The organism is Pseudoalteromonas sp. KAN5, from assembly GCF_022846535.1.
Taxonomy (GTDB): domain Bacteria; phylum Pseudomonadota; class Gammaproteobacteria; order Enterobacterales; family Alteromonadaceae; genus Pseudoalteromonas; species Pseudoalteromonas haloplanktis.
Map to the genome: position 1 here is coordinate 835,673 of NZ_AP025589.1, position 23,327 is coordinate 858,999.

General features: G+C 39.6%; 21 protein-coding genes. 10 read left to right on the forward strand and 11 right to left on the reverse strand.

From position 1 onward, the window contains the following. Window positions 1-18: 18 nt before the first annotated feature. The 3 genes from KAN5_RS03645 to KAN5_RS03655 are packed head-to-tail and all read left to right on the forward strand — an operon-like array spanning window position 19 to window position 1,251. Window positions 19-450 carry a GNAT family N-acetyltransferase gene (locus KAN5_RS03645; protein WP_244390518.1) on the forward strand — a complete coding sequence of 144 codons (432 nt, stop codon included), beginning with the start codon at window positions 19-21 and terminating at the stop codon, window positions 448-450. A 16-nt stretch (window positions 451-466) separates the two neighbouring features. After that, entirely contained in the window at window positions 467-685 is a 219-nt protein-coding gene (locus tag KAN5_RS03650; protein WP_016707557.1) for a DUF6500 family protein, read from the forward strand. 2 nt (window positions 686-687) lie between these two features. Then, window positions 688-1,251: a YgjV family protein gene (locus KAN5_RS03655; protein WP_244390519.1), complete on the forward strand. Its 564-nt coding sequence runs from the start codon at window positions 688-690 to the stop codon at window positions 1,249-1,251. Window positions 1,252-1,289: 38 nt separating this feature from the next. Here KAN5_RS03655 and KAN5_RS03660 read toward each other — a convergent pair whose 3' ends face one another. From KAN5_RS03660 to KAN5_RS03680, 5 genes are all read right to left on the reverse strand, one after another. Then, window positions 1,290-3,272: an RICIN domain-containing protein gene (locus tag KAN5_RS03660; RefSeq protein WP_138555275.1), complete on the reverse strand. Its 1,983-nt coding sequence runs from the start codon at window positions 3,270-3,272 to the stop codon at window positions 1,290-1,292. Between the two features lie 835 nt (window positions 3,273-4,107). Continuing rightward, window positions 4,108-4,587: a YchJ family metal-binding protein gene (locus tag KAN5_RS03665; RefSeq protein ID WP_016707554.1), complete on the reverse strand. Its 480-nt coding sequence runs from the start codon at window positions 4,585-4,587 to the stop codon at window positions 4,108-4,110. 38 nt (window positions 4,588-4,625) lie between these two features. Next, window positions 4,626-5,060, reverse strand: coding sequence for a SulA-like leucine-rich domain-containing protein (locus KAN5_RS03670; RefSeq protein WP_029216051.1), 435 nt, complete (start codon window positions 5,058-5,060; stop codon window positions 4,626-4,628). Between the two features lie 1,018 nt (window positions 5,061-6,078). After that, window positions 6,079-6,693, reverse strand: coding sequence for a response regulator transcription factor (locus KAN5_RS03675; protein ID WP_244390520.1), 615 nt, complete (start codon window positions 6,691-6,693; stop codon window positions 6,079-6,081). Beyond that, the gene (locus tag KAN5_RS03680; protein ID WP_244390521.1) at window positions 6,671-7,816 is read right to left on the reverse strand and encodes a histidine kinase; all 1,146 of its coding nucleotides are present in this window, start codon (window positions 7,814-7,816) and stop codon (window positions 6,671-6,673) included. The genes KAN5_RS03675 and KAN5_RS03680 overlap by 23 nt, the downstream gene beginning before the upstream one ends. Window positions 7,817-7,969: 153 nt before the next feature. Between KAN5_RS03680 and KAN5_RS03685 the strand changes: the two genes are divergently transcribed. Then, entirely contained in the window at window positions 7,970-9,136 is a 1,167-nt protein-coding gene (locus KAN5_RS03685) for an acyltransferase family protein (protein WP_244390522.1), read from the forward strand. Between the two features lie 71 nt (window positions 9,137-9,207). After that, window positions 9,208-9,507, forward strand: coding sequence for a hypothetical protein (locus tag KAN5_RS03690; protein ID WP_244390523.1), 300 nt, complete (start codon window positions 9,208-9,210; stop codon window positions 9,505-9,507). 1,069 nt (window positions 9,508-10,576) lie between these two features. On the opposite strand, the gene KAN5_RS03695 is transcribed toward KAN5_RS03690, so the two are convergent. Further along, window positions 10,577-11,584 (reverse strand): FAD-dependent oxidoreductase, encoded by a 1,008-nt coding sequence (locus KAN5_RS03695; protein WP_244390524.1) that lies wholly within the window; start codon window positions 11,582-11,584, stop codon window positions 10,577-10,579. A 123-nt stretch (window positions 11,585-11,707) separates the two neighbouring features. Here KAN5_RS03695 and KAN5_RS03700 point away from each other — a divergent pair, with 123 nt between their 5' ends. Then, a complete protein-coding gene (locus KAN5_RS03700) occupies window positions 11,708-12,595 on the forward strand; it encodes a LysR family transcriptional regulator (RefSeq protein WP_138554700.1) in 888 nt (295 codons plus the stop codon). A gap of 94 nt (window positions 12,596-12,689) precedes the next feature. Here KAN5_RS03700 and KAN5_RS03705 read toward each other — a convergent pair whose 3' ends face one another. Beyond that, a complete protein-coding gene (locus tag KAN5_RS03705; protein ID WP_016707544.1) occupies window positions 12,690-13,145 on the reverse strand; it encodes a sel1 repeat family protein in 456 nt (151 codons plus the stop codon). Window positions 13,146-13,271: 126 nt separating this feature from the next. On the opposite strand from KAN5_RS03705, the gene KAN5_RS03710 reads away from it, so the two are divergent. After that, the gene (locus tag KAN5_RS03710; protein ID WP_244390525.1) at window positions 13,272-14,564 is read left to right on the forward strand and encodes an NCS2 family permease; all 1,293 of its coding nucleotides are present in this window, start codon (window positions 13,272-13,274) and stop codon (window positions 14,562-14,564) included. Window positions 14,565-14,600: 36 nt separating this feature from the next. Here the strand turns inward: KAN5_RS03710 and KAN5_RS03715 are convergent, their stop codons facing one another. Beyond that, complete coding sequence (locus KAN5_RS03715) at window positions 14,601-15,359, reverse strand: hypothetical protein (RefSeq protein WP_016707542.1); 759 nt, start codon at window positions 15,357-15,359, stop codon at window positions 14,601-14,603. Window positions 15,360-15,669: 310 nt separating this feature from the next. Here KAN5_RS03715 and cysB point away from each other — a divergent pair, with 310 nt between their 5' ends. Next, complete coding sequence (cysB, locus tag KAN5_RS03720) at window positions 15,670-16,647, forward strand: HTH-type transcriptional regulator CysB (protein WP_016707541.1); 978 nt, start codon at window positions 15,670-15,672, stop codon at window positions 16,645-16,647. Window positions 16,648-16,705: 58 nt separating this feature from the next. Here cysB and KAN5_RS03725 read toward each other — a convergent pair whose 3' ends face one another. The 3 genes from KAN5_RS03725 to pabB all read right to left on the reverse strand — a co-directional run bounded on the left by KAN5_RS03725 (window position 16,706) and on the right by pabB (window position 20,118). After that, window positions 16,706-18,082: an L-serine ammonia-lyase gene (locus KAN5_RS03725; protein WP_016707540.1), complete on the reverse strand. Its 1,377-nt coding sequence runs from the start codon at window positions 18,080-18,082 to the stop codon at window positions 16,706-16,708. Between the two features lie 100 nt (window positions 18,083-18,182). Next, a complete protein-coding gene (locus KAN5_RS03730; protein WP_016707539.1) occupies window positions 18,183-18,767 on the reverse strand; it encodes a CoA pyrophosphatase in 585 nt (194 codons plus the stop codon). Window positions 18,768-18,771: 4 nt separating this feature from the next. After that, window positions 18,772-20,118, reverse strand: a complete 1,347-nt coding sequence (gene pabB / locus KAN5_RS03735; RefSeq protein WP_244390526.1) for an aminodeoxychorismate synthase component I — start codon at window positions 20,116-20,118, stop codon at window positions 18,772-18,774. 159 nt (window positions 20,119-20,277) lie between these two features. Between pabB and KAN5_RS03740 the strand changes: the two genes are divergently transcribed. Further along, a complete protein-coding gene (locus KAN5_RS03740; protein ID WP_138554697.1) occupies window positions 20,278-21,804 on the forward strand; it encodes a fumarate hydratase in 1,527 nt (508 codons plus the stop codon). 399 nt (window positions 21,805-22,203) lie between these two features. Then, entirely contained in the window at window positions 22,204-23,244 is a 1,041-nt protein-coding gene (locus tag KAN5_RS03745) for a Glu/Leu/Phe/Val dehydrogenase (RefSeq protein WP_016707536.1), read from the forward strand. Window positions 23,245-23,327: the final 83 nt, after the last annotated feature.

The following is a 23,327-nucleotide window of genomic DNA, read 5'->3' on the forward strand; positions in this document are numbered from 1 at the left end:
TCTAAGAGGCGGAAATAAATGGAAGTGATGTTAGGCAATAGCCCTGAATTAATTGCCCAAGCGCATGCTATACGCCATCAGGTATTTGTGGTCGAACAAAATATTCCACAGCAATTAGATTTAGATGGCTTAGATACTGAAGCAGTTCATGTTGTAGTGACTGATGCCGGATCTTTAGTTGCAACAGCGCGATTAGTCCAACGTGATAAGTCGTGTGCTGTTATGGCCAGAATTGCGGTGTTAAAACAATACCGTGGAGCGGGGGTGGCAAAGCGGGTTATCAATGCGCTGTTATCACATGCAACAAAGATTGGCCTTACTGTGATTGAAATTCATGCCCACGCTTATTTACGCGATTATTACCAACACTTTGGTTTTCATTACGTTAAAGATGTCGAAGTGGTGGGCGAGCACCAATTAATTGAAATGCACTACTGTTTAAACCATTAACGGAGTAAATGTATACATGCGCCAAGAACTAAGAGATAAAATTCATACTGTGTGCTCAAAAAAAATAGCGGCGAAAGGCGACAATGTGGGGTTGTCTTTTTATGCTTTTTTTGCAAATAAAAATGATGACCCTGAGTTATTAATGGAAGCCGCGACTTGGTGGATACATACTCATCAATTAGATCATTTTGTTAAAGCACAAACGATTAAAATGATGATTGAAAATGATATGTAAGTGTGCAGCTTTTTGCAGGTGATTTAGATATCTTTCATAGGGGTATTTTGCTGGTGGCAGATGCATTTATTGCTCAAGGTTTTGGTTTTTTAAGTTTTTTATTGGCGATGCTGTGTTTTATGCAAAAAGATGATCGCCGTCTTAAACTGCTCATGATTGTGATGAATTTGAATCATGCATTACATTTTTACTTATTAAATGCAGTAACATCTTCTTTATGCTGCTTATTCTCAGCAGCACGAACTGCGGTTTCGATAAAATCTAAGGCAACTTGGCTGGCGTGTATATTTGTTACATTAACTGCTTTGATTGGCTATTTTACAGCGCAGCAGTGGACTGAATATATTGCTGTGTTAGGTGCATGCCTAGGCAGTTACGCTTTGTTTTGCTTAACTGGGATCACCATGCGCTGGGTTTTATTATCAGGTTCATGTTTATGGTTGATAAATAATATTATTGTCGGTTCAATTGGTGGTGTGCTGTTAGAGACAATGGTTATTGTTATTAACTTAATGACTATCTATAGGCTGAATGAACAACGATCTACGCTAAAGGAGTCAGTGTAAAATGAAGGACTTAATACAAGTCCTCCATAGCTAATTGATTATTGTCTGATTAACTCAAACATTTGATTTTCAGCGCCTGCTATACATGTCCATTGCAGTATATTTGTCCCATCGCTTGCTTTATTACCATCTACATCTAAACATAACTCGCTATTTCGATTGATAATACGCCATTTGCCAGCACCTGCACTTTGGAAACGAAATTGCTGATTATAACTTCCTGTATAGTTCCAGATATTGATATTCTCACCTGGTGTAGTTGAATGAGAATATACCTCTAAGCCTTTTGATGGAGCATTTACAGGCGAGATTCGATGCCAAACACCATCAACAGTTGTAATTGCAAACTTTTGACAGTCATTATTCAACCATGACCATTGCCTTACATTGCTTCCATCTGCCGTTTGGCAATTAGCAATATCTAAAGAAGTACCACTGTGTTTTGGTGTAATACGATAAGTACCATTAACTAATGTATTAGTCACATTGCTATTGGCCCCATCACTGTAGCCATTGTAGACTTCGAATTCTGCAATTTGAGGAACACCATTGGCAGAATGCACCACAAAACTGACTTTGGATAAGTTAGTATTTGAGAAGCTGATCACATTAGGTACTGCTCCACCATTTGCCAGTGTTACGCCAGTGTCATAATTTACTAATGACCAAGCCGTGATCTGTCCTTTAGTCGCTGCTGTTTCGATAACTCTCACGGCATTTATTGTCGTGTTGAGGTTTTTAATATTTATGCTACCTGTTGTAGACGAAGGCGACCAGTATGTAGAAAAATCGCCATCATTCACATTACCATAGCTTGAGCCACTGGCTTTTGAGCTACCATCAACACCAGCGTTGAGTGCTAAGTTTTCGCTAGAAGGAGTCGGCTCAGGGGTTGGTGTTGGATCTGGTGTCGGATCTGGCGTTGGATCGGTAGGCGGCGTAGTACCACATTGGCCGTTAGATGTTTGTAAGCCCTTATTTGCTCCTGCTGTTGCGGTAATAATGCTGGGAATACACTGAGCATTATCTAATTGATAGCTATAAGGGATAGTGATCGTTGTCGTCGATGTTGGGTTGGGACCTGCAGGATGCAGTTTACTTTCATCGTCAGACCAATCGATGTTATCCCAGATATTGCCACTGACTTGCCAGTAACCCATATCATTTGTATAGAAAGTACCAAGTGGGTCTTTGGAGTTTTTAAAGTAGTTATTTTCGGCGCGCATTTTACCGCCAATGCGAGGGTTCATACCTGATGAAACAAGTCCATTGTAATAGTTATTGTAAGCATGTGCTGTGGCGTGTCTCAATAAAGGTGTACGCGAATTGATGTTTTCATAGTAATTGTGATGAAAGGTCACAGGGCCGTTAGAATCGTCACTATCACTTGAACCAACCAAACCACCGCGTCCTGAGTTACGTAAAATACTGTACGATAATGTCACGTACTTTGTGTTACTTTTCATGTCGAATAAAGCGTCATAGCCTGAACTTTCACCACCGCTAGCTTCCAGTGTGACGTGGTCAACCCAGATATTACTGACATTTGACTCCATACCAATTGCATCTCCACCATTAGAAGTTGGAGAGCCTGACTTTTTGACATTTCTGACGTGGACGTTTTGAATAATAATATTTGAAGAGGAGCGAATATGAATACCCAGTTGATCAAATAGAGCGCCACTTCCCACCCCAATAATTGACACATTACTGATTTCTTTTAGTTCAATTAGATCCGGTCCAGTGTTACAGCTGTCCCCTGAAACTTTACTGGTATTACCATGATTTATTGTGCCTTCAACGTGAATAATTATCGGCGTATCACTTGATGCACGATTACACAGAGCTTGATGAATTTGTGTGCCAGTTGTGGCATACACGATATCACCGCCAGCTCCTCCCGTAGTTCCACCATTTATTGCTGCAAAGCCTGAAGCGTTTGCAATGGCTGCGTTACCATAGATTGCGGCTGTAATGGCTAATGCCCGTGCACAGTAGTTAAAAAGAGTACTTTTCTTCATTGTAGTTCCTAATTATTGTATGTTCAGATCAAAACAATTAAATAAATTGTTAAAAGTGTTAACACAATCAAGGTTTTTAATGCTTGTACATCAGTGCTACCGGTGGCATTATTGCGCTAAATACTTTATTACGCAACGCTAATTACTGAATTTTTAGTTTTAAGTTCACCATTTTGGTTTACTTAAATTACATTTAAATTATTTTTATAATTTAAAATCAATGGTTTAATTTTTTTGTTATTATTTAAAACAAATAAAAATAATAACAATTTATTTTTGTATATTTATTTAAGGTGGTTAAGCTCTGTGGTTTTTTTAATTAACATTTGTACCTTTTTTTGTTCTTAAGATCAGAAAGGTGAGGTGTTAGATTTTATGCGAATAATACTCGAGCTATTTAATATAAATCCTGTATTTAGATAACAAATAACAGTGTTGTTTGTTCTTAAAGCTAAGTTTTAGCCATAAATGCCTGATAATACCAATCGACTTAAATATTTAACCATTCTAGCGGGCTAAATAAAGCGCTAACTGCGTTATAAATTTTTCATGTACGACTGCATGGATGCAGGAGCAATTGCCGAGAACAACTACATGTCAAAATTTATGCCTTGTTATCACTGTATTTATCTGTCGCTATAAATAGTCAGTAACTTAACACGATTGGTATAAAAAGGGTGATCAGTATTCATTCAGATGGGAACTGAGCTTGTAAATTTATACATAAATAAAATACACAGCGGTAACTCTGCAAAGGTGTTCGTTAGTAACCTTTTAAGTTGTAGAGAAGATATTATGCTGCATAAAAAAGTTTATAGCAGCAATATGCGCTAGGTTAGACGCTGTGGCATTTTTTATATTTTTTTCCACTACCGCATGGGCATTCGTCATTACGACTAACTTTTATATCCGCAACTGGAAATATCTCGCCATCAAGGTAGCGCCATAACCCATTCTCTTTAATAAAATTTGATTTCTCATGTAGCTGACAAAATAGATTTTGATAAAAATAACTAACGCAAAACTCAACATCCGCAGTCAACTCGTGTTGTTCGGCATCGATCACCGATAACTTTATAAAGCGACAGCTGTTAGCAAAAGCAGCAATTTCATTGACTGGGTTCTCAGTTTGTTTTTCTTGAGCATAAGTTTGATATATGTACTTGGCGTTTTTTAATGCATAAGCAACGTAGCGAGAGCGCATAAGTTGCTCCGCTGTGTTTGCTTGCTCTGTGCCTAAATGGAGCTTTTGGCAGCAGTCTTGGTAACTTTGTTGACTGCCGCATAAGCAATTACTGTGGGTAAGTGAAGTCATGCAAAATCGTTTTGATAGAAAAGCGGTATTTTAACAGCTTATTGCGGCAATGCTATATCTGTACTTTGTTGAGTTTTAGTAAAGCAATATAGTTTTGCACTTGCTTGGTCTAAGTTTAGCGATAGATCAGCAATTTGATTATCTTTTACAATGTCAGTCCAGGTGATCACGGCTGCAAAATTACCATTATGTAATGCCGAGTTTAATACATACTCTAAGTTTACAAGATGTTTTTGGCGTATTACGAGTAGTTTACTAGTATCAATAGAACATGAATCAAGCAATGCCTTGCTAGGTACATGATCGGGTGCAATGAGTAGTGTCCATGCATTTTGGTTATTGTAATGGTGTAATACTTTAAGTAATTCAAAGGTTGCTGAGATCTCATCTTCAATTTGAATTAAGTTAACAGATGAACTTTGATTATCTTGTTGGTAGCTTTTAACAGTTCTTATAGTAATTGGCTGTAACATAATGTTCACTCACTGGTTGTTTATACAGTATATGTATACAGTAGTTTATACAGTTGTTTGACGCAAGTGTTTTTTGCTAATTTTTTATACGATTTTTAATGTTAATGTACTTTCTCAAGTCGTTTTGGAATTGTTTCTCACAGATCTGGAATAGAAAGTCAGGTGTGGCAAGGGCTACAGAGGTGGTAATTGCGTTCCCTGTTGGGGTTTTTCTCATTGGGGTTGGAATTCGTATGTTGAACTACAAACAGGCTGAAACATGAAATAGTTAAACCAGAAGCGATAATGTATCTTTTTTTGTATTTAATACAGCATATATAGTGATCGACATTTATGCAGGATATTGCGTATGTAGTACTCAGAATTTTAAAATTCGTAAGGCAAGTTTGAGTGAGAAACAGACGATCGGGTAAACTCATTTTTGGACAGAAGTGAGTTAAACCGGAAAGGCAAGCTTTCAGCACCTTGATGAAGTTCGGCTAAGAGCGATTGGTCATTGAGATTGACTAAATATAATTGCTTATTGAGTAGAATTTAAGTGTAATGGATACATAGTTAACGCTGAGCAATGCAGGGAAAGCTTAAACTATAATAGGTAAGCCGATTTAGCTAGAACCTTTAAAAAGCAAACTCCCATAGTATAAACAACACCAACTCTGACACACCGAGCAGCTAGCGCCTCAGTTCAACAAGCGATTATGCAACATAAACTGCCTGTCGCATAAATACTAAATGATGGATAACATTGTTCAAATATTTATATCTTGGTTTCCCTTGCTGCTTGTTTTATTCATTATGTGGGTGATACCAATCATACTCATTGCTAGGTCATAAAAAAGTGGGACGTCAAGAGAAGTTAGCATGGATAGTCGCCTGTTTGTTTATTAGCTGGTTTTGTTTACTCTTATTTATGCTAATCGCACCACTGAAGCTTGATGACAAATAGAGGCACTTAAAAAGCGTTTCGTGTTCATCAATATACCCTAATCAAAAATAGTAATTTGGTGCTGTTAGCGCATTAAATTAGGTTTTGATTTATGGCTTTTATAACGGCTTGAGTGCGGTCTTTTACGTCTAATTTGGCAAGAATTTGTGACACATGATTGCGGATAGTCCCCTCAGAATTATCTAACTTTTTGGCAATCACTTTGTTCGACATGCCTAAAGACATACACTGTAATACGGTTTGTTCTTTGTCCGTTAAGCAGAGCTGAGGGCTTAGTTGCTTTTTGAGTAAAAAATCAGTTACCGCACTTTGTAAGACTCGCTCACCCGCGACGACCTGCTTGATAGCGCTAATGAGTTCTTCAAGCTCAATATTTTTAAGCACATACCCACGAGCTCCAAGGTTAAGGGCTTTGACTAATACATCACAATCTTCAAATGTGGTAATGATCAGCACGGGGGTTTTATCACCCTTTTCACGCATTTTTAGCAGTACGCCGAGCCCATCTAAATTCGGCATTCTCATATCGAGTAAAACAATATCAACGCTATGCTCTGCTAATAGGGCAAGCGCTTGCAAGCCATCTTCAGCTTGGGCTTCAATATTAATGGCGCTATCGAGGTTAAGTAAATTAGCGAGGCCTAAGCGAACTAAGGTCTGATCTTCAACAAGTAGGCACTTTATCATGGCTATTTTCTTCTAAATTTAGTGGTAATGTCATGGTGTTGATCAGAGTTTCTTGCTCAAGATGTTGTGAAAATTCACCGCCAAACTGTGTCATTCGCTCATTTAACCCTGCTAACCCATTGCCTTGTTTTGGTAAGTTGGCTTCTGGTTGATTGTGATACGCTTTTGCAATCAACAGAGGGTGTTGGTCAACGTGAGATATACCTACATGCAAAGTAAAGTGGTTTGCTTTGGTATGTTTAAGTGTGTTGCTGATCATCTCTTGGCTAAACCGTAATACACACAGGGCATAGTCTTGAGGGAGTTGCTCTGTCTCCTTACTTAGCTGGAGATCGCAGCGTAAATTAGGTGTCAGTTCGCAAATGGCTTCGAGTGCTTGTTTGAGTATTGTTTTGTCATTGCGCTGAGCTGAAACGATTTCGCGCACCTCTGCCAGCACTTCTTGGCTAAGTTGATGGCAAAGAGACAGGGTTTCAACGGTTGCTTCGTTTGCTGCTCTTTTAGCAAAATCTAAATTAATACTGAGCGCGGTGAGTTTATGGCCGAGTGAGTCATGGAGCTCGCGTGATATATTTTGTCGCTCTTGCGCTGCATGCATGGCGCCCATCATGTGTTGTGTGGCTTTTAACTCTTTGTAGTTTTGTTGGGATTGGTAATGTGTATTTAAACTTTCGACAATCCGGCGACTGACAAACCAATTCATCAAACAAAAGAAAAACCAAATAGTAAAGGTGATCCAAGGTATGCCATTTTCCCAGCGCGAATAATGCGTTAGACCATAAACTAGCATGGCGGCTACAACACAAGCCAGTATTTTAGGCAGTGAAAAGTGAGGGCTAAAAACAGCGGTAAACATAACCAAGTGAATAAAAACTAAGGACGTTGAGCTAAGTTGCATCATTGCTAATATGAGCAGAAAATAACTTACCGCCACACCATAAACATATTTGTTGGGCTGTTTTAATACATAGAGCAAAATAGCTAATATAGAGCTACTCACCAAAATTTGTAAATACAGTGCTAGTTCAGAGTTTGCATAATATGCACACGCTGATGTAACACCCAGCCAAGAGGCCAATGTTGAGAAACGCCAATCGGTTGTATGTCGTATGTTTGATTCCATTACTACAGCCATGTTTTTTAGCAATTATTACAGAACTTGCATTGTAAAAACAGTGACATCTGTCATAGCGTTGGCTATGAGTTTTGTGACTAGTCCCACGCTTACTCATTAATTTATGCTTTTATTAACGCAGGATAATAGTTGGGCATATTAATGAATAAAGAAAGTCGATTACACTACATTGATAATTTACGAAGCCTCGCACTATTGCTCGGTATTGTGTTTCATGCTGCACTGGCTTACAGCCCATTTTTTAGCAATATTTGGTTTACGGCTGATCCAAGCACACATCGTCTATTTGACTACATCACACATTCTCTGCACTTATTTCGTATGCCATTGTTTTTTATTATTGCAGGGTTTTGCAGTGCATTGTTAATTGCTAAATCGAGTAGCCAGCATTTTTTACGCCATCGCAGTAAACATATTTTATTGCCTTTTATTGTTTTTTTACCTTTAGGTTTTGCGGTTTATTTTCATGCCTTGAGTTTTGGGGCCAGTATAGCTAAACCAATACCACCGATATTTGCTGTGTTTCAAGTCATTAAAGAGCCTGTCATTAGCACCATGCATTTATGGTTTTTGTGGAATTTATTTCAGTTTTGCTTGATACATTGGCTGCTAAAAAAGAGTAACTTGTTAGGGGGTAAGCTTGATGGGCTTGGTTATAATCCGTTATTTTTGTGGGGGGCGCTTCCTACTTTATTAACGCTGTCACTCATGGGGCAACCTATTCCATTTCCTGCGCCCGATAAACTCACGCCTCAGTTGTGGTCGTATGGGTTTTACGGCAGTTTTTATTGGTTAGGGGTGGGGATCTATAAAAAGCAGCATAAACTTTCCTCATATCACATATATTTATGGCCTATTATCGTTGGTGCGGCTTTATCTCTTATTGCTTATTTTGCTTTGTTACCAGTAGCGGCTACTCTCGATGAAGTAATTAACGCTGCAAGCACGGGGCATTTTGCAGTAAAGCAACAACACGCGCTGCATGTTGTTCTGCAAGTCATGAGCATCATTTTGTTAACAGCTATGGCGTTTTTACTTGGGCATCGTTTTTTAAATTATGAAAGTAAGTTTAGTCGTAGCGTCTCAGATTCTTCATACTGGATTTACTTAATCCATGTTCCTGTGTTGATTTATATACAGATGCCATTAATTAATACTAATTTGCCAGTTTTAGTAAAGTTTATAGTTAGCGTGGTTATTACATTACTTATAGGTCAAATAAGTTATTTATTAATAGTAAAAAATACGTGGTTGGGCGCACTACTCAATGGTAGGCGAACCAATAAAAAGGTAATACAGCGAGGTTAAAAGTCGTCACTTGGTAATGACTTAAAAGCAGCAAAACTGACACATTAAGAGCTATATAAAGGAATACGATTATGCAAGCAGTAGTAATCAAATCAATAACGGCCACCATTCAAAGAGGGGCTATCAAAGCTGACGGTAAGTTTACGTTAACCGGTAGCGATTTAACCTTTACTCCATTTAACACGAAATTTGGGCTAGGGCCCTACACCTTTTCACGACGTGAAATTGTGAAGGTGAGTAAATGCACAGGTAAAGTTGCGGGCATTTTTCCTTTTACACACGATGCGATTGAGATCGTATTAAGTGATGGAAATAAATATCAATTTATTGTGTCAAACGCAGGTGAGTGGATTAAATTACTTACTCAATAGTGCGAAGCGCAATGGCTGGTAATTCATCAAAATAGTTATTGTTTTAATGTACCTAATAATGCTCATATAAAAATATGACGCTATTTTAATTTGGTATTCAGTAAAAACATGAATTTGATAAACACGTTATTGCTTAAGCTCGGTTTGGGTAAAAAAAGCTCATCCGCTCATCGTGTTAGGGAAGAAGCTATCAAATACCAATAATGTGCTAGTTAAGTTGCTCGAGAAGAGTTTGGAAAGAGCGTCATGTTATTTCGTCTATTGGTCGATGTATCTGCAGGAGTAAGGTTGATTGGAAAAAAATCAATCGTAGGTTTAAAGATCATAAACAAAAATTGGTTAATGTTTCAGCAATATCAACAACGTTGTTCGGTCAGCAGTGTAAAAGGCAAGGTTTACCACTCGAAGTACTTTTTGCTGGTATTGATTTTAAAAATGACCGGAAAAACTCTTGTTTATATACGGACTGGCAAGATGGAGCTTTTACGTTGCCCTCTGACACAATTACTGAAATAACAGCTGTTGTAATTTTAATTTTCCTCATTCCAGCTTTCAATGATAAATTTGACAGATTCCAGCTGTGCATGAGAAAGAACATTATTGTACTTTCTCAAGTCATTCTGGAATTACTGTTCACAGATTTTAAATAGAGAGTCTTCGTAGCAAGGGCTGTAGAGGAGGGTGGTCATACCTAGTTTAGATCTTTCTCATAAAGGTTGGGTTTGAACGTAGCACGGCAACAGGCTGAAATGCTGAATCAGCAAACGAGCAGTGTATATGGTGCTGGTGTGAGTACTGTGTAATTAACAACAGGCTTAGTAACTGCTAAGCAATAGATAAACTTTATATTCCTTTATTAGCTTTGCCTTAGCGCTCAGCAGACCCAATATGGTTAAGCTGTATGGTAAAAAGTAATACGCGTGTACCATTTGTATTACTTCGTTACAGTGGCTTAACCCTTGGGAACTGTCGCTTTGAGCTGGTATGAGTGACGTTACTCACTAAATATCTTTAATAGCCAATCCCTTAAATACATAATTAATAAGCAAATCTTTATTTTTAAAGTTTATTAGGGGTTGCCAAGTAACAGTGCCAAAAAGAGGTATTTGCGCCACCCTTTTTTTTGTCCGATAGGGATCAGCCCCATTTCCGGCATAGGTTTATGCGCCTTCGTTTTTTTACCTTGCTGTTTAGCAATTAGGTTTGCGGCTAGCTCTTTTGCTTGAGGCATTGCGGCTGCGGCCAGTTTTAAGTCTTTTAAGTTGGCTACATCGCCTATTGCCCATAACGAGCTGGTGCCTGTAACTTGAAAATCGCTATTGACCTTAATAAGACCGTGCTCGCTTAGGCATTTGTTAAGCTGGGCTTGCATAAACTGTGAGTTGGCTTTGACCCCAACGGCGATATAGGTAATGTCTGCGTTAAGTTGGTGACCTGTGTGTTTATCGATATACGTGTCGTTTTGATGTTGGTAATAGTGGTTTGTTTGTATGTTTACACCCAGTGCTTGCAATTGTTTGGTGGCTTTTTGTTGGGTTTTTTTGCTGTAGCTGGCCAGCACACTGTCCGATGAATCAGCTAACGTTACATTTATATTAGGGTAGCTATATGCAATATCGCCCGCCAACTCAACACCTACAGCACCTGCGCCAATAATAAGAACCGATTTTGCTTTCGCTAATTCAAGCGAAGCATTTTTTAGCTCTTGATTTCGCTCCTCTAAAGTCAATGCATGGTTAGATTTAGCGATCGAAAAAGATGGATAACTTGATCCTGTAGCTATAATAGCTTGTTGAAACGATATAGAGTGACCATTTTCGAGTTGTGCAGTGTTTTCGGTTAATTCAGTAACAGTGGCTTGAATAAACTCATCCGAAATAAAATCTTGATAGCGTATTCTGGGTGTGTCTTTAACCTTATCGTAGTCTGCAATATTACGCAGTGTTGCCATAGTGACTTCAAAGTAATCTTTTCGGTCGATTAACGTCGTTGCAATGTTCGACTTTGCTAGCTCTTGCGCCAAAGTGGCGCCGGCGAAGCCCCCGCCAATAATTAGCGTGTGCGTTGTTGTATTCATTTGTAGGCTCATTCTAAAAGTTGGGTTAATTTTTATGTTATAAGGCTATTGTAGAGTGTACAAAAAATGCGACAATGAGCGATAATTGTATCTAGGTGTGCGTATATTATACATTGAGGCGATATGAAACATTGGAGTGAAATAAGAACCACTTATTTTGTTGCTCAAACAGGCAGTATTAGTGGGGCGGCAAGAGCTTTGGGTGTGCACCGGGCGACCATTCTTCGACATTTAGACGTGATTGAACATGAGTTAGGCGCAAAGGTGTTTTTGCGAGACGGTAAAGGTTACCAGTTAACAGAATTGGGCGAAGATTTACTGCGCGTTGCAAAATTAACCGATGAACAATTTAACGACTTTGCACGCCGCGCTAAAAGCCAGCAAGGCGAGCTAGAAGGGGAGTTTATTTTAACATCGCTAGATGCTTTAGCCCATTTGTTAATGCCCGCCGTACAGTTGTTTAGTCAAAAACACCCGAAAATACGCATTCGTTGGCTTACCAGTGCTGAATTGATGAAATTGGAGTATGGTCAAGCGCATGTGGCAATCCGCACGGGAGCTAAGCCACAAGACGACAATTATGTGGTGCTGCCTTTTAGTACGCTCAGTGTTGGCCTTTACGCCAGTGAGCGCTATTTACAACAGCATGGTATACCTAATCACGAAGCTGACTTAACAAAACACCAATTTGTATTAGCCGACGAAGCCCCACAGCGTTTAGCTATTGTAAAATGGTTTAATGAGGTTGTGCCACCAGCGCAAATTGTATGTACCAGTAATAACCAAAATTTACTGCAACACGCCATTGTAAATGGAGTTGGTATTGGCTTTATGCAGTGCCAGTTTTCACAACTGCACGGTAATGTAAGTCGTGTTTTACCTCATATTCAATGGGACTTTGAAAATTGGGTTGTGACTCATGGTGATTTACATCGCTCTGAAAAAATTCAGGCATTTTTAACTATTTTAAAAAGTGATGAGTATCACAACGCAATTGCTGCACTTAAATAAATCGTTTCCTGGTACAGCACAGTGGTATGGTTACTTTAGTTTTTAAGTGGAAACTTAGCAGCGCTAAAATTAGCGTTAATTGTTATAGTTCGCGTTATGGAGCCTTAGGAATTAAATGTTTAAATTGCTGTTGGTGAATTTGTTCATACAGTGTAGCAGCATAGCACTTTGCATCTTGAAAACGCTTAGTTGATATGTGCTTTCTTAAATCTGTTAAAGCACTTGTCGCAGGATCATAACCTTGGCTACTGGCAAGACTTAACCATACCGCACCATGAAATACACTTTGTGGTACGCCTTGACCTTTTATAAAAAATAACCCCATGTAAAATTGTGCGCGATGATTACCCGCCATTGCGGCGAGTCTCATCCATTTTGACGCAAGGGGAGGTTGTTCATTTTTTAAATAATACAGTGCTTTATTCACTGTGTTGTCTGGTGTATCAGCTTTAGTATCACTGTGTGAATTGCTGTTTGGTTGCGTGATAAACGATAAAACATTATCTAGCTGTTGTTCTAAATCTAAGCCAATGGGCGAGGTATCTGTCATAGTGCCACGTATTTATTGTTGTCTATTACCGTGTAAGTTTAGTTCAATACAAGGTAAATTGTCCTGCTATTGTTGAAATATATGATAAAATTACACAATTATTCTTATCTAAAATGAAATCCATTTATGCTTGATGCGTTATTTAAAATTAGCGAGCACAATTCAACAGTGCGCCGTGAATGTATTGCTGGCCTTACGACCTTTATTACCATGGTTTATATTGTTTTTGTAAACCCTGCTATGTTAGCTGAAGCTGGCATGGATCAGGGGGCTGCGTTTGTTGCAACCTGTATTGCTGCAGCGATTGGTTGTTTTATTATGGGCCTGTGGGCTAATTATCCGCTAGCGCTGGCTCCTGGTATGGGGCTAAATGCGTTTTTTACCTATGGCGTGGTACTTGGCATGGGTTATACCTGGCAGGCGGCATTAGGTGCGGTGTTTATGTCGGGTTGTATCTTTTTATTTTTAAGTTTGTTTAAAGTCAGAGAGTGGATCATTAATGCAATACCTTTGGTTTTAAAGCAAGCAATAGCTACGGGGATTGGCGCATTTTTAGCGTTAATTGCACTAAAGAATGCTGGGATCATTGTGGCAAGTCCTGCAACCTTAGTTCAACTTGGGGATATTACAGCAGCAGGGCCATTATTGGCTATTTTTAGCTTCTTTGTCATTGCTGCACTGCTGTATCGTGATTTTAAAAGTGGCGTGTTAATCAGTATTCTAGCGGTGACTTTAATAGCGCTTGGCTTAGGCTTGGTTGAGTACCAAGGTGTGGTATCAATGCCACCTTCAATTGCACCTACTTTTATGCAACTTGATTTTGCAGCTGCGTTTGAACTGTCAATGTTGAGTGTTATTTTTGCATTTTTGTTTGTTGATTTGTTTGATACCTCTGGCACCTTAGTGGCTGTCACTCAAAAGGCTGGTTTAGCAGATGAAAAGGGTAATATGCCACGTTTAGGCCGTGCCCTTAGTGCTGATAGCACCGCGACTATTGCGGGTTCTATGTTGGGTACTTCTACAACAACGTCATACATTGAATCAGTTGCTGGGGTCTCGGTGGGTGGTCGTACTGGTTTAACTGCGGTTGTGGTTGGTGTATGTTTTTTATTAATGATGTTTTTTGCACCACTGGCGCAAATGGTACCAGCTTACGCTACTGCAGGTGCTATTTTATATGTGGCGGTATTAATGTTGCAGAATCTTAAGTTTGTAAATTGGGATGATATGACAGATGCTATTCCGGTCAGTGCAGTATTGCTTATGACGCCATTAACTTTCTCTATTGCGCACGGGATTGCACTTGGCTTTATTTCGTATACAGCGGTGAAAGTATTATGCGGTAAGCGTGAAGAAGTAAGTGTCAGTGTCTGGGTTTTAACGGCTATGTTTATCGTTAAATTTGCGTTTTTATCGTAACTTAGTTTTTTATTATTAATGCAAAGAAAAAGTGGCTTACCACTTTTTCTTTGGCGCAAATAACACATCTAAATCGTCTTGTTCTTGTTCGGCTTTTTTCTTTCTAGCCGTTGCATTTGATGCTTTTAATTCTGTACTAATGGCTTCTAAGTAGCCTTCTAATTCTTGACGTTTACTGGTGATATAGTCATCGCTATAGGCGACTGCGGATACCGTTGCATAAGCTTTTTCGAAGTATTGACGCGCAGATCCAACCATGTTGGCAGAGCGAGCAGAGATACCTCGTTTAATTTGACTTTCTATGTTAATTCTTAATTGCAGTTTTTCTAAACGCTTATCTTCAGCAACAAAAACTTGGCTATCAACCTTACCTTTACCATGCTCAGAGCGAAGTACTGCACGTAACTTTTTTATTCCTTGGATCAATGTTATTAATTGCTTGTCGTTGTCAGGAAGGACTAGAGTTTCTGAATTTGTTGCATCGAGTTGGTTGCCTAAACGCTCTTTTGCTTCATTTAAGCGGCTTTTTAACTCTTTTGAATTGGGAGAAAGTTGCACCATAGTAACTAAAGCATCATGAATACGGCGCTGAACAATACGTAAAATATGCTCAGACATTGGGATATTAGCGCTGTTTAGGAGCACGTCTTCTGATTCTTCAATGATCTTTTTTTGTTTCGTTAAATCTTTGCGACGTTCGGTTTCTTGTTTCTCTTTATGTTGTTGGACCGCACTGACCCACAGGGCAATAACAATGAGTGCAACAATCAACATAATTATAATAGAAACGATCATGGTTTAAATCTCAGGTTTCACAAGCTAATAATTTTGTATCTTACATTAAATATACGCTAACTGGATAGTTTTGCGCGTTTTATGTAAGAAAAGAATTTACTTTATCAGTATTTATTATTACATATATTATGATTTTTCTATTACGTCAAAAAGATGGCTACCTCAATCCGAGGGTTTATGCTAGCCTAAGGACATAACCTTATAAAGCTGAACCTAAAGAGCCTTTTTCTATTATTAATTAGAAAACACTTGGCTTGACGCGATGTAGCATTTATAAATAAGCAGTATAACTACACTAAAAATTGCAGCCATGAAATTACAACAACTCAGATACATTGTCGAAGTCCAAAATCATAAACTAAATGTTTCAGCAACAGCTGAAAGTTTATTTACCTCACAACCAGGTATTTCTAAACAGGTTCGTATGTTAGAAGATGAGTTGGGTGTGCAAATTTTTGGCAGAAGTGGTAAACATTTAACTCACGTTACAAGTGCTGGCACTGAAATTATTAATATTTCTCGCGAAATTCTTTCTAAGGTAGAAGGGATCAAAGCGGTTGCCAATGAGCATACATTACCAGATCAAGGTAAATTAAATATTGCCACTACGCATACACAAGCGCGATATGCGTTGCCGAGCGTGATCCAAGGCTTTATGAAAAAGTATCCGGCAGTATCGTTACATATGCATCAAGGTACGCCACAACAAATTTCCGATGCGGCGGCTCGCGGAGATGCCGACTTTGCCATTGCCACAGAAGCTCTACATTTGTATTCTGATTTGGTGATGTTGCCATGTTATCACTGGAACCGCAGTATTGTGGTGGCTAAAGATCATCCACTTGCCAAAAAAGCGGAATCACTCACTGTTGCAGATATTGCACAGTATCCATTAATTACTTATGTATTTGGTTTTACAGGCCGTTCTGAACTTGATAAGGCATTTAATGCGCAAGGTCTTGAACCGCATATCGTGTTTACTGCAACCGATGCTGATGTTATTAAAACCTATGTACGCTTAGGGTTAGGTGTGGGTGTAGTCGCTTCTATGGCGATAGATCAAATATCAGATACCGATTTAGTCTGTATTGACGCAAGTCATTTATTTGAGGCGAGTACAACTAAGATTGGCTTTAGAAAAGGTAGTTTCTTACGTACTTATATGTATGACTTTATTGAACGTTTTGCACCGCACTTAACTAAGGAACGAGTTGAAAGAGCGAGTTTATTACGTAATCAAGAAGATGTAGACAAGTTATTTGCAGATATTGAATTGCCAGTTAAATAAAGGCGACTTACTAAATCAAAAAAGCCGCAGTTTGCGGCTTTTTTGATCCTACTAAACATTAGCACTCAATAATGTTCACAGCTAAACCGCCACGAGCAGTTTCTTTGTACTTGGTTTTCATATCATTACCAGTATCGAGCATGGTTTTTATCACTTTATCGAGTGATACTTTTTGCTCGCCACTGCCACGAATAGCTAAACGAGAGGCATTAATCGCTTTAATTGCCCCCATGGCATTTCGTTCAATACACGGTACTTGTACTAAACCTCCTACTGGGTCGCAGGTTAAGCCGAGATTATGCTCCATACCGATTTCAGCGGCATTTTCAACGTGTACTACGTTACCACCGACAATTTCAGTAAGTGCACCAGCGGCCATAGAGCAAGCAACGCCGACTTCGCCTTGGCAGCCTACTTCAGCGCCTGAAATTGAGGCATTCTTTTTATATAAAATACCAATTGCAGCGGCTGTTAGTAAGTAGCGGGTAGCAATATCACGGTCCACTTCTTTTATAAACGTATGATAGTACATCAGTACCGCAGGTAAAATTCCTGCTGCGCCATTGGTTGGGGCTGTTACAACGCGGCCACCTGCGGCATTTTCTTCGTTAACCGCAAGGGCAAATAAGTCTACCCAGTCCATCGCTCGAAGTGGATCGTTACTGACTTCAATATTGAGCTTTAAGTATAAGCTTGGTGCACGGCGTTTTACTTTTAAACCACCAGGTAAAATCCCTTCAGTGCGCATTCCGCGTTCAATACAGGCTTTCATTACTTGCCAAATATTGAAAAGTTCATCTTTGATTTCATCTTCAGTGCGCAAGGTTTTTTCATTTTTCATCATCAAGCTTGATACGCTATACCCTGACTCTTTACACATTTCGAGTAATTCTTTGGCACTGCCAAAAGGATAAGGGGCTGGGTTTTCTTCGCGAATATCTAACGCTGCTTGTTTTTCATTTTCAAACTCTTCATCGGTGACAATAAAGCCACCGCCAATTGAGTAATACACTTTACTGTGGAGCTTTTCGTCGCCTTTGTATGCGATGATCTCCATAGCATTAGAGTGCTTAGGCAAGGTTTTGCGGCGATGAAATACAATTGCTCCTTGCTTTGGAAATTTGGCTTTATGGACTTGATTTAAGTAAATAACTTGCTCATTTTCGATTTTGGCAAGTATGTCATCGACTAAATCTGCATCAATTGTTTCTGGATCATAACCGGCAAGGCCCAAAATAACGGCTTTACCTGAGCCGTGGCCAATGCCTGTTTGACCCAAAGAGCCATATAATTCGACTTTGATACTGGTGACATCGGTTAATAGCTTTTGTTGTTGTAGTTCGTTAACAAATAAACGTGATGCACGCATAGGCCCTACGGTGTGTGAAGACGATGGGCCGATGCCAATACTAAACATATCAAATGCACTGATCATAATAACTTTACTCTACTTTTTACTCAGCACGATTGCTGCCTTTGAACGGTGGCACATAATAACGTGTAATTCTAGCCTTGTAACCTTTTGTAAGACAGATTTAAACTGGTATGGCGAGCTGTTTTGTAAAGTTTTTTATAATGCTGGCCGTTGCTCCCCACAGTAGCCCGTAAGGAGTTGAAAATCCTTGTAAAGTAACTATTTCTCCGTGTCGCTCAAACGGTAATGGTTGCCAATTGTTTACATCAATGAGCCGACTGATAGGGATTAAAAAACTTGCTGATACCTCATTCTGATCAGCTTGCCAATGAGTGTTTGGCGCAAGTAAGCCAACATAGGGAGTGATAGTAAAGCCTGTCAAAGTGGAATAGTTCGCAAGTTTACCGCTAATTGAGACTTGTTGAGGAGAAATATTCAGTTCTTCTTTAAGTTCTCGTAAAGCGGTATCACGCAGTGTTTTATCGTTTCGCTCATGCTTGCCTCCAGGTAAGCAGATTTCCCCAGGGTGGTGTTTTAAGTGAATAGGCCGTTTACACAATAATATGTGGGCTTGATGGTCAATATCAATTAGCGGCAATATAACGGCGCTCGCACGTTTCGATGCGCTCAATTTACTACTTCTTAGCTCGGTTTTTTCAATCGGTGCACTTAACTGAAACCGCGCTAAAAGTTGTTGAGTATTCACAGTATTACTTCAATAAGGGGAGAATTTTATTTACTTTATCGTAAGTTTCTTGGTATTCCAACTCCACTTGAGAATCCGCGACAATCCCACCGCCAGCCCAACAATAAATATGTTGGTTATGACACACTAAGGTGCGAATGGTAATACTGGTATCCATATTGCCACAGGCGCTCAAATAACCGATGGAACCACAATATACGCTACGGCGATGTGGCTCTAATTCTTCAATAATTTCCATCGCGCGTATTTTCGGTGCACCGGTGATTGAGCCACCTGGGAAAGCGGCTTTGAGCTGATCAACCGCAGTTTTGTCATCGGCCAATTGTGCTGTAACCGTACTCACTAAATGATGTACTGCCGGAAAGCTTTCAATGGCAAATAACGAAGGTACTTGTACGCTACCTGGTTTTGCGACTTTACCTAAGTCGTTACGCAGTAAGTCAACAATCATCACATTTTCGGCGCGATCTTTTGCTGAATTTTGTAGCCGAATGGCTTGTGCTGCATCAGCTTCTTTATCAGTACAGCGCGGTAGAGTACCTTTAATGGGCTTAGTTTCTATGTGCCCTTGGCTAATCGCAATAAAGCGCTCTGGTGAAATAGACACAATAGCCCCATCTGGGTGATTTATAAAACTGGAAAAAGGCGCTTTATTGGCGTCACGCAAAGTGCAGTAAGCTTGCCACGGCGAACCTTGATATTGTGCCGTAAAACGTTGTGCTAAGTTAATTTGGTAGCAGTCGCCACTTGTTAAGTATGCTTGGATTTTGGCAAATCTATCACTGTATTGAGCAAGACTCATATTTGATGACCAGTCATGGGTTATTGCAAACTCAGAGTAAGCCGGTGTTTTGGTTTTTAGCGGCTCAAGGTACAGGGTTTGTCTATCTATACTTGGTTGCGCGACGTAAAACCAATGCCCGCATTGCTTGTCGTAAATCAACGCATCTGGATATAAGCCAATCGCCATTTGTGGCATAGCAATATCATCGATGGCTTGCTCTGGTAGGTGCTCAATCACGCGACCTAAATCATAGCCAAAATAACCTAGCCAGCCACCCGTAAACGGCAGTTCTTGTCGTGGTTTACTGTGTTCAAGCTTAGCAAGCTCATCTTGTATAACTGCAAAACAATCTTTTGGGCTGGGTTTTCCATCAATATATGTTTGATTATTTTTTACTTCTAAGCGCATGCTCGGTGCGATAGCAATAACATCGTAACGGCTATTTACATGTTCGCTATTAGCGGAATCGAGTAACACGGCAAAGGGGAGATCAGCAAAATAAGCGAAAACCTCTACACAGTTGAGCGAAATGTCTAATTGAATACAGGTATTTTGTTGCTCTATCATCTATTTTTTACCCTGAAAAACTGGCTCGAAACGGGCTGGGAGGGTATCATAAGTTAAATTTTTTGGCAGCGTTTAGTTGCCTATTGCGTTACAAACCACCGTCACCGGTTTGATTTATGTTACGTGTATTAATACGTAAAGGTAACCTAAGGAACTGAAATGAGCACGATCCGTCAGCAAGATTTTATTGATAGCATTGAAGATGCTTTGCAATATATTTCGTTTTATCACCCACTTGATTTTGTTCAAGCACTCGAAAAAGCCTATAACAAAGAGCAAAGTAAAGCGGCAAAAGATGCCATTGCGCAAATTTTAATTAACTCGCGTATGTCGGCTGAAGGGAAGCGCCCACTTTGTCAAGACACTGGTATTATTACCTGTTTTGTGAAAGTAGGTATGGATGTAAAATGGGATAAAACAGATTTAACCGTACAACAAATGGTTGATGAAGGAACACGTCGCGCATATTTAAACCCAGACAACCCTTTACGCGCATCCATTGTTGCCGATCCTGCTGGTACGCGTAAAAATACTAAAGATAACACACCATCAGTCGTCCACATTGATTTAGTGGCAGGCGGCGAAGTTGAAGTAATGGTTGCTGCTAAAGGCGGTGGCTCAGAAAATAAAACGAAAATGGTGATGTTAAACCCATCTGATGACGTAGCTGCATGGGTTGAGAAAACCTTACCGACGATGGGGGCTGGTTGGTGTCCGCCGGGCATGTTGGGTATAGGTATTGGTGGCACAGCTGAAAAAGCAGCGGTACTTGCGAAAGAATCACTAATGGATCCTGTTGATATTCATGAGCTAATAGAGCGCGGCGCAGAAACAACCGAAGAGAAAATGCGTTTAGACATTTTCGAACGCGCAAACAAATTAGGTATTGGCGCGCAGGGTTTAGGTGGTTTAACAACGGTTGTTGATGTAAAAATCAAAACTGCACCCACGCACGCAGCATCAAAACCTGTGGTTATGATCCCAAACTGTGCGGCGACTCGTCATGTTCACTTTACTCTTGATGGTTCAGGCCCTGCAAACTTAAAAGCGCCAAAACTTGAAGATTGGCCAGAAGTGACGTTTGAAGTTGGTGAAGGTACACGTCGCGTTGATTTAAATACCTTAACCAAAGAAGATACTCGAGAATGGAAAATGGGCGAGACAGTATTATTGTCAGGCACTATTTTAACCGGTCGTGATGCGGCGCATAAACGTTTGCAAGATATGATTAACTCTGGTGAAGGTTTACCTGAGGGCGTTGATTTTGATAATAAATTTATCTACTACGTTGGACCTGTTGATGCGGTACGTGATGAAGCTGTAGGCCCTGCAGGCCCAACAACGGCAACCCGTATGGATAAATTTACCGATATGATGTTAGAAAAAACAGGCATTATTGGCATGATCGGTAAAGCAGAGCGAGGCCCTGCAACGGTTGAATCTATCAAAAACAATAAGTCAGTGTATTTGATGGCGGTAGGTGGTGCAGCATACTTAGTATCTAAAGCAATCAAAAAAGCGCGTGTAGTGGCGTTTGAAGACCTAGGTATGGAAGCTATTTATGAGTTTGAAGTAGAAGATATGCCAGTGACCGTTGCAGTTGATAGTGAAGGTGCTAACGCACACACTCAGGGCCCTGCGATTTGGAAAGCAAAAATCGAAGAGTTAGACGGTAAATTAAAATAAACCATTAATATTATTATGCGGTATTTAGCAAATGTTAAATACCGCATATCAGATCTGACCACTGTCAATACCTCCAACAATCTCATAACTTCCTCTATTTAAACGTTTATATTTGCAATTTTGATTGTAATCTTTACTTTACATTAAGCATTCCTTTTACGTTCACGTAAGGCTGTATTTTTAATTTTTCTATTAATTTGCATTTAAATGGTTCTATTTTTTATTTTCGTGAATTAAATATGCATAAAGTCTATTGTAATTAATGTGTTTATGATGTTTAGTTATTTTGATTGGTTTTATCATCTCATATAGTGGTAAGGTGCAATTTGAAGTGATAAAGTCTCGGCAATTTCAGCGTGCATACCCTCTCACGGGTTACAAATTTCGGAGTAAGATAAAGTGGCTGTGTTTAATCAAGTTGACTTTGATAACCACGAACAAGTGGTTTTTTGTGCAGATAAAGAGTCAGGCCTTCGAGCAATTATTGCCGTACATAATACGAATCTAGGTCCTGCCGTTGGTGGTTGCAGAATGTGGGATTATGCAAGTGATGACGATGCGGTAGTTGATGCGCTGCGTTTATCAAAAGGCATGACTTATAAAAATGCAGTAGCACGCTTACCTTTTGGTGGTGGTAAGTCAGTGATCATTGGTAATGCGAAAGAGATTAAATCTGAGCAGCTATTTCGTGCCTTTGGCCGTCAGTTAGAGCGTTTAAATGGCAGCTACTACTCGGCAGAAGATGTAAACATCACGTGTGATGATGTTGCCATTATGAATAAAGAAACTAACTATGTACTGGGCCTTGAAGGTAAAAGTGGTAACCCATCACCATTTACTGCTTATGGTACTTTTTTAGGTATTAAAGCTGCCTTACAGCACCAACGTGGTCATCAGGATCTAGCTGGAATTAAAGTTGCTGTACAAGGTCTAGGTGCCGTCGCTTACGGGTTATGTAAACACTTGCATGAAGCCGGTGCACAATTATTTGTAACCGATATTAATCAAACTGCGATTGATCGTGTAGTTAATGACTTTGCAGCAACCGCGGTAAGTATTGATGAAATATACGACCTTGATGTAGACGTATATGCACCATGCGCATTGGGTGCAACTATTAATGATGTAACTATTCCTCGTATTAAAGCGACGATCATTGCCGGCTGTGCAAATAACCAATTAGCTGAGTCCCGTCACGGTGAAATAATTCGTGAGAAAGGAATTTTGTATGCACCAGATTATGTGATCAACGCAGGTGGTATTATTAATGTTTATTATGAAACTGCACCAGAAGGTTATTCCGTTGCAGCGTCAAATAAACATGTAGAAGGTATTTACGATACTCTAACTGAAATTTTTGCACGCAGTGAAAAAGAGCAAAAATCGACACATTTAATTGCCGATGAATTGGCACAAGAAATCATTAAAAACGGTTTATAATAACTGTGCTAAAGGCGTGCAATAGCGCGCCTTTACTTTAGTGAATAAATCCCTCACGATACGTTTACCCTCAGCTATTTAGT